General features: G+C 60.1%; 10 protein-coding genes. All 10 read right to left on the bottom strand.

Translation table 11 applies throughout. The annotated features are described in order from the left end of the window. Nucleotides 1-4: 4 nt before the first annotated feature. Entirely contained in the window at nt 5-1,660 is a 1,656-nt protein-coding gene (locus P8K07_03740; protein ID MDG1957633.1) for a DUF3556 domain-containing protein, read from the bottom strand. A gap of 68 nt (nt 1,661-1,728) precedes the next feature. Then, nucleotides 1,729-2,427 (bottom strand): GNAT family protein, encoded by a 699-nt coding sequence (locus tag P8K07_03735; protein ID MDG1957632.1) that lies wholly within the window; start codon nt 2,425-2,427, stop codon nt 1,729-1,731. A gap of 277 nt (nt 2,428-2,704) precedes the next feature. After that, nucleotides 2,705-3,742 (bottom strand): dihydroorotase, encoded by a 1,038-nt coding sequence (gene pyrC, locus P8K07_03730; protein MDG1957631.1) that lies wholly within the window; start codon nt 3,740-3,742, stop codon nt 2,705-2,707. A 206-nt stretch (nt 3,743-3,948) separates the two neighbouring features. Continuing rightward, nucleotides 3,949-4,257 (bottom strand): hypothetical protein, encoded by a 309-nt coding sequence (locus tag P8K07_03725; GenBank protein MDG1957630.1) that lies wholly within the window; start codon nt 4,255-4,257, stop codon nt 3,949-3,951. Nucleotides 4,258-4,444: 187 nt separating this feature from the next. Further along, nucleotides 4,445-5,338, bottom strand: a complete 894-nt coding sequence (locus tag P8K07_03720) for a fasciclin domain-containing protein (GenBank protein ID MDG1957629.1) — start codon at nt 5,336-5,338, stop codon at nt 4,445-4,447. 232 nt (nt 5,339-5,570) lie between these two features. Further along, entirely contained in the window at nt 5,571-7,103 is a 1,533-nt protein-coding gene (locus P8K07_03715) for a cryptochrome/photolyase family protein (GenBank protein MDG1957628.1), read from the bottom strand. After that, on the bottom strand, nt 7,100-7,966 hold the full coding sequence (gene nei, locus P8K07_03710) for an endonuclease VIII (GenBank protein MDG1957627.1): 867 nt from the start codon (nt 7,964-7,966) through the stop codon (nt 7,100-7,102). Before nei ends, P8K07_03715 begins: the two co-directional genes overlap by 4 nt. A 151-nt stretch (nt 7,967-8,117) precedes the next feature. Then, complete coding sequence (locus P8K07_03705; protein ID MDG1957626.1) at nt 8,118-9,209, bottom strand: serine hydrolase; 1,092 nt, start codon at nt 9,207-9,209, stop codon at nt 8,118-8,120. Between the two features lie 362 nt (nt 9,210-9,571). After that, a complete protein-coding gene (locus P8K07_03700; protein MDG1957625.1) occupies nt 9,572-10,699 on the bottom strand; it encodes a right-handed parallel beta-helix repeat-containing protein in 1,128 nt (375 codons plus the stop codon). A gap of 84 nt (nt 10,700-10,783) precedes the next feature. Beyond that, nucleotides 10,784-13,249, bottom strand: coding sequence for a tetratricopeptide repeat protein (locus P8K07_03695; protein MDG1957624.1), 2,466 nt, complete (start codon nt 13,247-13,249; stop codon nt 10,784-10,786). Nucleotides 13,250-13,263 lie beyond the last annotated feature (14 nt).

The raw sequence follows: 13,263 nt of genomic DNA, 5'->3' as shown, positions 1-13,263 counted from the left end.
GGTTTCAAAGCGGGCCCAGGTCCCACGGCTTTCGGGCGGCCAGCTCGTCCAGCGTCGCATAGCCCTCATTGATCTGGCCCGTTTTGGCATCGGCGACGCGCCAATGCAGGCTATTGCCCACGAGTGGTTGTGCCTCGACCATGATCGTGCGGACCTCGCCTTCTTCGAATCCGCATTCTTTTTGGAGTACCTCGAGCAGGCGTTCGTTCCCGAGGTGGCCTTCGCCGAAATTCCATCCCAGCGCCATGGCCGAGACCATCTCACCGTCGACATAGGTATATTCCTGAAAGGGATTTCCAGCCGTGGCCTGCGGCAACACAAGGCCCAGAACGCGGCCTTGCAGGTGCATGGTCCGGAAGGCGAGATAGCCCGCACTTGTCCGCACCGCATCGGCCGGAGGCAGTAGCTTTTCGAGTTGCTCGAATTGCAGAGGTGCCACCCGTTTGATCCGCTCGAGCTTCTTGTAGCTGTCACCGTGGAATAACCAGGCGTTCCAAGCCCAGTTTCCCGCGTAGTAGCGCATCGAGAGCAGAAACGAGATGGCCGACGGGAAGAGATTGCCCAGGATCGGCACGACGAGCAGCGCTGCCAGCAAGTAGCCCGCCAGTGGTAGAGAACCGACGGCAAGCAGGCTGATCTCGGGATGGCCGACAAAAAGGAAAAAGGCGGCATAGAGACTCAGCACGTTCCATTCGAACACGGCGGCGATAGGCAGGTTGCTCAGGATGAATCCATGCAACAACAACACCCAGACGATGCCCACGACCTGAAGCGGACCGGGTCCGGTCACGAAAATCAGGGTAAGCGGGGCGGCAAACTCCAAAAACGTTCCGGCATGCGCCATGCCCTTGGCCAATAGCGATGGGTGCAGATCGTCGGGGTAGGATACAAAGAGGCGTTTGCGCAGCGCCTCGTTCTTCAGCAGCGGATTATTGGCCGTCATGATCGGAACGACGTAGGCAAACGCAACCGTGAGCTTGCTGACGCCGGCCCAGAACCAGATGGCCAGCTGCACCCACTTGGCCCCGGCGATCCAGTTATCCGACAGCAGGAAGCAGATCAGCATGGCAAAGTGGTGCTCCACGCGGGCCGCCAGCGGAATGGTCTTGTCGCCCAGCGCACATAGTGGCAGCAGGATGATGATCGGCAAGAAGTCCTCGGTGTAGAGTTCCGGCAGAACCAAAGTGCGGGCCAGCGAGAAGAGCAGGGCCGCGTAGAGCACGACATCGAGCCACGACCTTCGGTGCCCGCCGAAGAGCGGCAGGTTCGGAAAGGGCGCGAGTTTCACGCTGCCCGGCCATAGGTAATGGATAAACGAAGTATGGGGCGGCAGCATGCGTCCGCCGAGTGGTCCGCTCATGCAGCCAAAACCCATGACCTCAAACAGACTCGCCCACAAAAACGCCTTCTGGAAAGCGATCCCTTCGGCCCACCACGCCGAAAAGTCCTGAAGGCCTCCCATGCCGGGCGTGAAGCTCACGAAATAGAACCAGCCCGCTACCAGCAAGGCGAGTTTCAGCGCATGGTAGGCGTACCCGACCCAGGGGAGCGCGATTCCTTCTTGCACATACCCCTCGCAGCTGATCCGAACCTTTTCCGAAAATCCCAGGGTTGCCCAAGCCTCCGGCTCGAACCTTGGGTCGACATTGCTCTCAGCCATGTGGTTCCCTCTTTGCGCAATGGCCGGCAGAATTCAACATCGGACCACCGCATGCCGGAGCGTCGACCCTAATTAGGGCCAAAATCTCGTCGGGCCGTGAGCGGTGATTTCTGGTCTCCCTCTGGAGTGAAATTGTCAGGATCGAGCCAGCGGTCGAAAGCGCCGCGGGTTTCAGGCCATTCGGTATCGATCATTCCATACCAGGCGGTATCGCGGTTGCGATTCTTGTATACGATGGCCTGCCGGAAGAGCCCTTCATAGCTGAAGCCGAAACGCTTGGCGGCGCGGCGCGAAGCCGCGTTCAATGAATCGCATTTCCACTCCAGCCGGCGGTAGCCCAGTTCTTCGAAAACCTGGCGGGCAAGAAGATAGATCGCCTCGGTCGATTCGCGCCGACGCTGGATTCCGGGCCCGAACCAGATCGATCCGATTTCAATGACTCCGTGGGCGGGCTGGATACGCATATAGCTGGCCATACCTTTCGCCTCTCCATCGGCATTGTCGACGATCGCGAAGCAGAGTGGGTCATCGGGTCGACCGGATCTTGCCAGCCAGCGCTGAAATTCCTCGAAGCTGCCGCAGGGGTCGTCCGACAGGTAAGTCCAGAGAGTAGAATCCTCTCCTTTGGCTTTCCATAAGCTCGCTTCGTGCTGCCCTGCTTCGATTGGCTCCAAAGTGACATACCGTCCCGGAATCGGATGGCGGCCGGGTGATTCTACCGGCTTCCATTCGATTGTGGCACCAACAGGCTGCTTCGTCTCCCTCATGTTACACCTCGCGCTCAGCCATTTCCTGTCGTCTTTGCGCAACGGCCGGCAGAATACAAATTTCGGCGCCCGTGGTCTTTCGAGTCCCCGGAATATTCGCCTCGGGAGCCGAAATGACCCATGATTGCGGAATGGAGTGCAGACGTTCGGTGTTTGCGAAAAAGGCCTTCCCGGTATTGCCGGTCGCCGATGGAGTGGTGTGTCTCGCGCCACCGCAATTTTTGCAGGCGTCGATGACTTCGCTGTCCCTTACGACCCGAGCCCGACACCCGGGTGGTCAGTCCACCTCAAGCGAGAAGCGAAGCACCTGCCCAGCCCATAGCGGTACGACCACCTCGTCACCCATCTCAAAAGCTTCTTCGATCCGCTGCTCACGACGGACCAGGCGCACCTCGTCTTCATTCCGCGGCAACCCGTAGAAGTCCGCGCCGTGGTGACTCGCAAAACCTTCGAGCTTGTCGAGGGCCCCCGCATCATCGAAGGCCTGAGCGTAGAGTTCCAGAGCGTAGGGTGCCGAGTAACAGCCGGCGCAGCCGCAATCCGTCTCCTTGGTCAGCCGGGCGTGGGGCGCGCTATCGGTCCCGAGAAAGAACTTCGGGGATCCGCTGGTGGCCGCCTCGACGAGCGCCACGCGGTCCTCCTCCCGCTTCAGGATCGGCAGGCAATAATAGTGCGGACGGATGCCTCCCACCAGCATCGCGTTGCGGTTGACCAGAAGATGCTGGGGCGTGATGGTCGCACCCACGCGCGCCGGCGCACTCCGCACGAACGCGGCAGCCTCCTTCGTCGTGATATGCTCGAGGACAATGCGCAGGTTCGGAAACCGCTCCACGAGCGGCCCGAGCGTCTCCTCCAGGAAGACTTGCTCGCGATCAAAGATGTCGACATCGCTCCGCGTGACCTCTCCATGGACGAGCAACGGCAGGCCAACCTCGGCCATGCGCGCAAGAACGTCGTCGCATCGGCGCAGGTCGGTCACTCCCGAATCGGAGTTCGTGGTCGCGCCCGCCGGGTAGAGCTTCACTCCGAACACGACACCACTGGCCTTCGCCGCGTCGATCTCCTCGGGGTGAGTCGTATCGGTCAAGTACAGGATCATGAGGGGCTCGAACCCGCTGCCCGCCGGGCGGTGGCCGAGAATGCGCTCGCGGTACGCGATTGCCTGTTGCGTGGTCGTGACCGGCGGGCTCAGGTTCGGCATCACGATCGCGCGAGTGGCCCAGCGCGCCGTCGCCGGCACCAACGCGGCGAGCGCATCGCCATCCCGAAAATGAAGGTGCCAATCGTCCGGGCGAGTCAGGGTCAGCGTGGTCATAGCGTAAATCAGGTCGGTCCGTTGGTGATGCCTCGGCGTCGCTTCACGCGCACCGGGAGCTTCGTGTATCCGTGCACAAAAGAGGAGAACGTCCTCTCGTTGTCAGATTCGCTCACGACCTTTCTCCGTTTCCGATCCTGCCCGTAAGTCTGTTCGTGGGCGGCACTGGTAGACAGTTAGCACTTCCGTTTGCCGGGCGCCCGGCCTCAATTCCAGCGGACCCGGGCGGTCTTGCGGCACTTTTGGGCATCGTTCTGGCCCACGAGGTTTAAATCGCCGACGTCCGGGAGCATCGCGATCACGGCATTGCTGTGAGCCTCGCGAGTGCACGCAACCAGCTGCTCGACGGTCGCGGCAGTGGCGCAGGCGGCAGCAAAGGACGCGGCCGAAACGTCCGCGTCTTTGCACCTGCTTTGGATCTTGGCCTCGAGCTTGACCGCTGCTCGAGTGATCTTGGATGCGGCGCGCGATTCCGTGGCGCAATCGGTTCCGCCGGGGAGTCTTCGCCGCAGCATATCGTCCTGGCGGAGTTGTTTGCCGGATTACGGAATCGACAGTCCGGGTATTGGATCCGCCATCGTCTCGACTGATCGGGACCTCGGCAGGTGAGGTTAGCTTGAGTCTGCGGAAATCGCCGGCCACGAGATGCCCGGACTCGACGCAGGCGTCGATCCGGGCATCCGCGGGGCAAGGCCGAGGTGTTTACGGAATCAGGACTTCACTGATCACGTGGACGATGCCGTTGGTGGTCTGAAGATTGACCCACTCGACTCGGGCGGAACCGTTCAGGATCACAGCATTGCCTTCGACTTCAATGCTCACGTCGCTACCTTCGAGGGTCTCGACCGACGAGAGGGTGACGATGACTTCCGCCGGAACCTCTCCGCTTGCTGCATGATAGAGTAGAACTGCCTGAAGCTGCTCAAGCGTGAGGTCGACGGGTCCCAATGCCTCGAAAGCATCATTCGTAGGTGCGAACAGGGTGAATCCGAGCCCGCCATTGTCGCTGCTCAGCGCTTCGGCGAGTTCTCCCACCACTACTGCGTCCACGAGGGCCGCGAAACGAGGCGAGGCAGCCAGGGTGCCAACGATCGTGCTGGGAAATGCATTCCCGGGCACCATGACGGCATCGACGACATGAATGATTCCGTTGGAGGCTTGAATATCCGTGACGATCACTTGAACTCGGCCATCGAGAACGACGGTACCATTTTCTACCTGAATAAAGATCGGGCTACCTTCCACGGAGGTTGCTTCCGTCAGCGTCACAACGGTCGCGGCATCAACCGCACCTGCCACGACGTGGTAGGCTAGAAGGCCGGACAGTTCCGATGTGGACAGGGAGCCAACCAAGCCTTCGGGAAGAAGTGCAAACGCATTATCTGTAGGCGCGAATACGGTGAAGGGGCCGTCTCCGGAGAGAGTCTCGTCCAGACCAGTTGCCTCGAGGGCGCCGACCAGAACTGTAAAGTCGCCTGCTGCGCGTGCGACCTCGACGATATTCGGCTCGGGCGCCGGCTTTGTCGAGTCTCCGCAAGCGACAGTACCGACGACCAAAGCCACCGCCAACAACGAGTGTTTCCAAAACTTTATCATTTCATTCTCCCTCTAGTTAGTCCCCAAAACGTCCAAAACGTTCACGGACAACCCTAGTGCTCCCGAGGCATTCGTCAAGCGCGAAGTGCCCGCTTAACCGATTAAATCAGCAGGGAATCACATAACCAATTGAAAAAGCAGGGAAAAAAAATCTATCGGGTGCTCTCAAGTAACAAGGAGTTCGCTTGGGGCTCTGGGGAGTACAGCTGGTTCGGAGCACCAAAACGGCCAGCTATGCGACCCCGAAGCGTGTTCTCAGCGTGCGGGCCTGGGTACGTATTCCCTCGATTTCTGCCGGTTCGATCCGGTCGAGGTTCCGAAGCATCATCGACATGCGGGGGTTTTTGCGGAAGTTGCCTTCATGTCTGGCGAGAAAGTCCCAAAAGAACACGGTGAATGGGCAGGCGTCCTCGCCCTGACGTGCCTTGGGGTCGTAACGGCAACCGCTGCAATGATTGCTCATTCGGTGGATATAGCGGCCACTGGCCGCGTAGGGCTTGCTGCCGACCAGTCCTCCGTCTGCATGAAGGGCCATACCGATGGTGTTGGGCGTGGTGACCCACTCCACAGCATCGGCGTACATGCCGAGATACCAGTCGAGAACTTGTTGCGGCTCGACCCCGGCCATCATCGCAAAATTGCCTGTGACCATCAGCCGTTCGATGTGGTGGCCGTAGGCATTGTCGTGAACGCTACGCAGCGCATCGGCAAGGCAAGCCATATCCGTATTCGCGTCCCAGTAAAATTCAGGCAGCGCTCCGGTCTCCTGCATTGCATTCAGTTGGGAGTAATCCTCGCCGGCAAAAAAGTAGATTCCACGAATGAATTCGCGCCATCCGAGTATTTGTCGCACGAATCCCTCAACCGCATTCAGGGGTGCTGAACCGATCTTCCAGGCCTCGATGGCGGCGGCGATCACCTCACGCGGGTCGAGCAATTTGAGATTGAGGGCCGCGGCAAGCAGCGAGTGGTGCAGGGTATCCTCACCGCTCCACATGGCGTCCTGATAATCGCCAAAAGAAGCCAGGTGATGGTTCACAAAATCGTCCAGAAGGCGCAGTGACTGACGCCTCGTGACCGGCCAGCAGAAGTTTGCTGCAGAGCCCGGCAGCTCGGGCAACAACTCGCCCAGGTCGCCGAGGACCTCCTTGGTGATCTTGTCGGGTCGAAAACGCAGGCGCGGAGCAACCTCGGGGGCCGAGCGAAAATTTTTGCGATTTTCCTTGTCGAAATTCCAGCTCCCTCCTTCGGGTTTTCCGTTTTCATCGACAAGGACGTCATGCCGCCGGCGTTGCTCTCGATAGAAATACTCCATGACCAAAGTTTTTCTTCCCTCGGCCCAGCTCTCGAACTCTTCGGGGGTAGAGAGGAAATGGGAGTCATCCTCGATTCGGAGGGGTATGCCAGCCTTGCCGCACGCTGCCTCGAGGGAACGCAAGGTCGCCCAGGATCCCGGCTGGATACTGGCGACAGCGTTGGCTCCGCTTTCGGATATTGCATCCGGAATGGCGGCTGTGATCGAACCGTGGGCCGCCGGATGCCTCAGGTCGCGGTAGATCACGCTCCAGCCCTCCTTGATGCGGTCGCGAGCATAATGACGCATGGCCGAGAGGAATAGGGCGGACCGTTGGATATGGCTCGCAGGTTGCTCCGAGGAAGGTCGGCTTTCGACCATGAGGAGACAGTCTCGGTCTCGCTTCAATTCGAGTGCCTCAAGGTAGCGAGGGTCGAGCTGATCACCGAGGATCAGGGCGAGTGTTCTCAATTCGCCCTCCGCGGTTTTCCGGATTTGGTTTTTTTGTCGGCTAATCGCCGGGCGGGTTGGCAGGTCGGACAGAAGTCGAGGCGCCGGCCCCCATAACGCCGCCTCTCGATCGTTGTGTTGCATACCCGGCAAGCTTTGTCGTTGCGGCAAAATACCCAATGCCTCCAGGTGCGCCGGGGTTCGCCAGCTGATTTCCCTTGCTTCGCGACTGCGGCTGGCACGGTGACGCCTGCCTCTCGGTAGGCCCGGCGAGTGACACGGCGGATCGCCTGCGCCCATTTTAGTCTTTGTTCGGGCTCGAGGTCGATGGGTCGGTCGTCTGGATACACGCCGGCTTCAAACAGGATCTCGGAACGCAGGTAGTTACCCAATCCCGCGAAAACACTTTGATCCAGCATCATATGCGCGCCTGACTTTCGGGCGTGTTTATCGAGCTGCGCGAGTAAGCGCCGGGGCGTGCTGGACGTATCGAGAACGTCGGGGCCCAATTTGCTGAGGAAAGGGTCGGTAGCTTCCTCTCCCGGGGAGAGGACACGAACTTCGGTAGCCGACCAGAGACGTGCCGTGTGGGTGGGGGTCAGGAACTCGGCTCGGAGGCTTCGCCCGGTTTTGAATACCCTGTCGCGGCGCTGCACGGTCCAACGGCCGTATAGCTGGCTGTGGCTGTAAAAAGTCAGCCCGTTCTCGAAGCGAATCAGGAGGGCTTTGCCCCGGCTGGTCACCTCGAGGATCCGGCTCTGGGCCAGCTCGTCGCGCCACGGCGTTAGATTCGGGTGAGGGAAGTTGAGCTCCACGGTTTGATCTGTAACAAGGACCCGCGCCAATCTGTCGGCTGCACGTCTGGTTTCAGGTCCCTCGGGCACCTTTCAATCATCGCGGAGTCGGCCAGCATCGCAAGTGCCGGCAAGCCATGTTTTCGGCGTACCTTGGAAGCTGAGCCAGTTTTAGTCTCCGAAAGCTGATCGGTTTATGGCAGGTTGCCGGTATTGACGGGGATTGCGTGCGCTACCCGCTTTACTCCGGGTTTTCGATGGCGAACTGTACTGCCGGGATCAGGCCTTCTGCGATCTGAGCGCCCGTGTTGGCACGATCCTCGATAATCAAAAATGCCGCGTAGCCCCTTTCTCGATCGATCCATGGATAGGATCCATAGGCACCCGGGTCCGAGCGGACGTCGCTGGGTTGGGGCCAGGTCCACCAGCCCAATCCGTAGCCCCCACTTCCGCCTGTGTTGCCTCCGTAGGCATCGTAGATTCTGTTGGAGAGCATCTTGTTGACAGACTCCTGCGACAGGACGCGATTCTCGCCACAGGTCCCGCCACGTAATTGCATCAATAGCAACTCCCCGTAGTCACGAGTGGTCGTCCACAGCCCACCTTCCATGTTGGGATTTTCGGTCGGCGACAGGTTGTCCGGATTTGCCAGGAAATCACGAGGGTAAGCAACCGAATCGTCGCCGGAGAACTGCACATAGTGATTGTTGTAGCCGGAATTTTCGAGCCCGCAGGGATCGATCAAAATTTCCTCGAACAGCTCAGCCCAGCTTTGCCCGCTGACAGTTTCGGCCACTGCGCCGGCAACTTGCCACTGGCCGCCACCGTAGCGATAGACGGTGTCCGGGGGCAGGACATCAGGTGCTGATTCGGGTGAGGTGAAGATCTGTTCGCCGCACGAAGCCAGATCCAGCCACCACAGGAATTGGCACAGGTAGGGGGCATAGGCGACGTTCGGACCCAGTCCGACGAGTCCGGAGCTGTTGGAGAGGAGCTGGACTACGGATACGTCCGGGTAGATGCCTTCCCACCCCAAATAGTCTTGAATGGGTTCGTTCGTATCGAGGAGGCCCTGGTCCTCGAGGGCCATCAGGACCGCGGCCGTCACGCTTTTGGAAGACGACGCAACCAGCGAGATCCGGTCTCGATCGAACCCGCCATAACTACTGTGATGAAGGATACCGTGGTCACGATGCACGATAATGAGATTGGCCCCCTCGAGCCTCGGCGTTTCCTCGAGGAAGTTCTCGATGACCTCATCCGCCGGTGTGAAATCATAGACAGGCGGGCGGCTCTGGCCTGAGTCACCGCAAGCGGCAAGTAATGTGAGCAATATGGCGAACCCTGCAGGCGGTAATCGGACCATCCGCCGAGCTTAGACTGAAGCAACTCGGGTGTACAATCCGGCGCACGTCTCCGGTCCACTCGGGTTGTCGACCCGCCTATACCGTGGCTCATCGGATCGGGCTTGGCCCAGGCCGCGACCGCGGATCGCACCACTTACCGGCGAGAGGTCTCGGGGGAGTCGGTTTTTTCAGCCCCGCCTCATGGCGCTTGCTAGTCTTCCCCCGTCGCCTCGCGACGACGGCGCTGCGCATTCGCCCAACGCGATCGAACCAGCTTGCCTTTGTTCCCGGACCTCAGTGGTGCCTGCGGTGCAATTCCTTGAATCGCAGGGCCTTGGTTTTGCGCTGGTTACCCACCCACCGGCGGGCAGCTTGGTTCGGTGATCGCATCAACCTCGGCCGGGGTGAGCGTCGTCCCATAGGTATTGTCGGCCATGCAATTGCGCTCGCCGGCACTGAGCACGATGACGTCACTGGCGAGCCCGGCGAAGGGGTGCTCGGGCGGATTGGTGCCGTTGCCCGTCACCGTATTTCCGACGATCCGAACGTCGTCGGGTTTGCAGTCGTCATCTTCGCGCTCGGTGGCCAGACACCAGTCGATCAGAACCAGCCCGGCAAACCCGTTGTCGGTTACGGTATTGTCCTGAATATCGGCCCCATCATTTCCAAGAACCAGAATGCCGAGGCCGGTGGGCAGGTCGGCAACGACGCCGCCGGTCGCCGGGTTCTGCAGATTGTTGTTGTAGACGTTGTTGCGGGCGACCAGACCGGTCAATCCCTGGTACCCCAATCCGTCCTCGGGGTTAATGCCTGCGTCGTTATCGTGGTAGAGACCGATCCCGACGACGTTGTTGTAGGCGACGTTCTCGACCATCTCGATGCGTTCCGAAACAGTGACTTCGAGGCCCGTGGGCGAGGTATGCACGGTGTTGTTGATGACGCGAATATCTTCGGCCCCTGTCACCCAGAGTGCACTGTCGGTGCCGCCGTACGCGATATTGTCACGCACGAGACCGTTAGCCGAGAGCGTCGGGTAAATTCCGACATGGTCGCTGTCGCCAACATCGTTGTCCGTGATCTCGAATCCATCCACGTAACGGGTCCAGATTCCGTTCTCCTCAAAACCCTGAATGCTGAAATTGCGGATGACGACATCTTCGACGAATGCGTCTTCGGTGCCCTGAACCAGAATGCCTTCGGTGTTGCCGGGGCCGGGGACGATAATCGCCGTCTCGCCGTCGACCACATTGGCGATCAGGTGCAGGGATTTCTCGATCAGAACCGCAGCCTGGCCGTTGTGCGACGCTACGTAGGTACCCGGATTCACCAGAATCCGACTGCCTGCAGGCGCGGCATCGACAGCTTCCTGCAGGGACTCGCCCGGGTTCACGGTGATGGTATTACCACCACCGTCGCTGTCACCGCAGCTACTGGAAAAAAGGAGAACCGTCACAAGCGCCAACATCCGCATCATCATTCTCAAAATGTGACATCATCGGGTGCCGAAAGCAACTGCGATTTGCTTGGGGGTGCTCGATTATTCGGGGCTTTTGATTGGACTCTAAGAGGCTTGTGGTTGTCGTTTCGAGAGGGCTCGGGCGTTGTCGTACTCGATCTCGGCCTCTTTTTCGCGTCCGAGTGCGCGCAGGACTCCCGCGAGCGAATAATAGGTCGAGACCCGCGGGTTCAAGGCGATGGCTCGCTGGTAGGAAACGACGGCCTTCTCCAGCTGATTTTTTCGCGCATGGTTCAGTGCAAGATTCCGATGTGCCTGCTCGAGTTGGGGGTCGAGTGCGACCGCGCTCTCATGAGCGGCTGTTGCTTCGTCGGACTGCCCAAGTTGGTCGAGAGCAAATCCCAAGCCGGTATAGGCCTGAGCCCCGGGCTTGATGGCAACAGCCTTTCGGTAGTGGACCACCGCCTCTTCGTACGCGCCGTCCTCCATGAGCATCGAGGCTAGATTCATGCGGGGTTGCGGACAGATGTCGCCGAGAGCAAAAGCCTTCTCGTAGCTTTCCCGGGCCAGATCCTCTCGCCCGAGCTGGTCCTGAAGCAGCCCGAGGTCAGCGAAAACCTCGCAGCGGGGCTCCAGCTGAGCCGATTGCTGCAGGTGCCGTAGTGCCTCCGTGAAGTTCCCCAACTCCAAAAGCGCGAGCGCCAGGTTATTGTGGGCGCGAGAGTGGTCGGGATCCGCCTTGAGGGCTCGTCGGTACTCGATAAGCGCCTCTGGCGTTCGCTCGGTCTGGAAAAGGGTCCAACCCAGCGAGTTGCGCAGGTCGGGGTCTTCGGGGGCGATCCCGAGCCCGCGTCGAAAGGCTCGTTCGGCGCCGACGTAGTCGCCGGTGCGCTCGTTTGCCGTACCCGCACGAAGAAAGGAGTACGGGTCGAGGAACTCTTCGCGAATCTCCGCGATCGCATCGCCGGGAAGATTGACGAACTCGGGAATGTTGGCGGCTCGATCGCTGTCCGTGAAGCGGTCCAGCACCACCGGCGGCGTATCGTTGCCTTCGGCGTCAATATGCGTGAGCCACATCTGGGTGTAGGGCCCGTTTTGTTTGGACGAAAATACCAGCCAACGACTGTTCGACGACCAGCTATGCCACGAGTTCATGCGGTCCGTGTTGTACCGCAACCGTCGTGCCGGTCCTCCGGCTGCCGGTATGATGAAAAGTTCGCTGTCCGGCCGCAGCAGCATATAGTCCCGGGACTGGGTGAAGACGATCCATTTCCCGTCCGGTGAGTACTTCGGGAAGTAGTTGCTCATCCCGTTGGCGGACGCGCCTTCGACCGGGAGGGGCGTGCCGCCTTCTCCTGCGTTGAAGGGGATTCGGTAGAGGTCGTATCGGAAGGGTTCGCCGTCCCGGGTGAACTCGCGCACATCGCTGAAATCCAGCAGAGCTGCCTTGGGGCGATCGAGTTTGTCGTCAGGATGGGCCTCGGTACGGGCGAAGAGGATCTCTTTCCCGTCAGGACTCCAGACCGGATTGGTCTGCACGTAGCGCGGGTCATCGGCGCCCGGCAGGGCAAAAAACTTGCCCGTCTCGCGGTCGTGCACGACAAGAATGCCCTTGATGGGGAAAAAGAGCTGGGAGATCATGAGCTCGTCGCGAGCGACGAAGACCGAGCGGTCTTTCACCGTACTGATCACATAGCGCCCGGTGGGCGAAACGCGCGAGAGCAATCCGAAAGTCAGCTCACCATCGTCGCGTTTGTAGTCCGACCAGGAGATGATGCTTTCGTCGTCCATCACCATATGGGAGGACACCGGCAGCAAGCCGTAACCGCCCTTGTCGTTGCCATAGTCGACGTCGAGTCCCAGCACCGAGCCATTGTCGGCGAAGGAATGGCAATTGCCGCAAACCGGCAGATTTTCCAGAACGATCGGCGGGCCATCTTCCATGTCGATTGTGCCGTAGCGCCAACGGATTTTGGACGGATCCTGAACTGCCTTCAAGAAGGGCAGAGGGACTTCGCGGTAGAAAAGCGAATCCCCGACGGGGTCGGTCGATGTGCTGATTCTGATCGTCGACGATGTGGCCGCAGTCTCCGTTGCGGAATCCTCGCCGCTGCCGGATCCGAGATTACGGACGCGCACTTCGACGTTCTGTCCGGTGCTGACCCGCTTGATCTCATTCCAGAGATCTCTTTCAGGAAGCCACTTCGGATGCTCGGTACGCTCGCGCACGAAGGGGCGCCCGGAATCGTCGATCACCGTGACCTCCCAGGGGCCTTTTGTCGGAAATCCAGGGCGCCACAGGAACGTCGGGGAGACGATATCGGGTGGAAAAAGAGTCTGATCAGCCGGGTAGAGAAGCTGCACGCCCGGCTCGATTGGCACGCCCGCAGACTCGAGCGGAAAGAGGGACTCGGACTTCGCGATCGCACCGGCTGCAGCGGCTGCAAGGTTTGCCCCGTGGGGATTGCGGACCGCGGTTCCGCCGGCCACCTCGGCCACCTCGGCAGCGCCGGACGAGATGCCGCCGCACAGGGTAAGTGCGATGGTCGCTCCCAAAATCATACTTCGCATCGCTGGGTTGGCTC

It is taken from the genome of Candidatus Binatia bacterium, from assembly GCA_029248525.1.
In the GTDB taxonomy this organism is placed as follows: domain Bacteria; phylum Desulfobacterota; class Binatia; order UBA12015; family UBA12015; genus UBA12015.
The sequence above is the reverse complement of the archived record's forward strand: the minus strand, read 5'-3'. Positions and strand labels throughout refer to the sequence as shown.

Excerpts from the sequence above, each read along its gene's own strand:
- P8K07_03740 (MDG1957633.1), bottom strand. The coding sequence starts at position 1,660 with ATGGCTGAGAGCAATGTCGACCCAAGGTTCGAGCCGGAGGCTTGGGCA.
- P8K07_03735 (MDG1957632.1), bottom strand. The coding sequence starts at position 2,427 with ATGAGGGAGACGAAGCAGCCTGTTGGTGCCACAATCGAATGGAAGCCG.
- pyrC (MDG1957631.1), bottom strand. The coding sequence starts at position 3,742 with ATGACCACGCTGACCCTGACTCGCCCGGACGATTGGCACCTTCATTTT.
- P8K07_03725 (MDG1957630.1), bottom strand. The coding sequence starts at position 4,257 with ATGCTGCGGCGAAGACTCCCCGGCGGAACCGATTGCGCCACGGAATCG.
- P8K07_03720 (MDG1957629.1), bottom strand. The coding sequence starts at position 5,338 with ATGATAAAGTTTTGGAAACACTCGTTGTTGGCGGTGGCTTTGGTCGTC.
- P8K07_03700 (MDG1957625.1), bottom strand. The coding sequence starts at position 10,699 with ATGATGATGCGGATGTTGGCGCTTGTGACGGTTCTCCTTTTTTCCAGT.
- P8K07_03695 (MDG1957624.1), bottom strand. The coding sequence starts at position 13,249 with ATGCGAAGTATGATTTTGGGAGCGACCATCGCACTTACCCTGTGCGGC.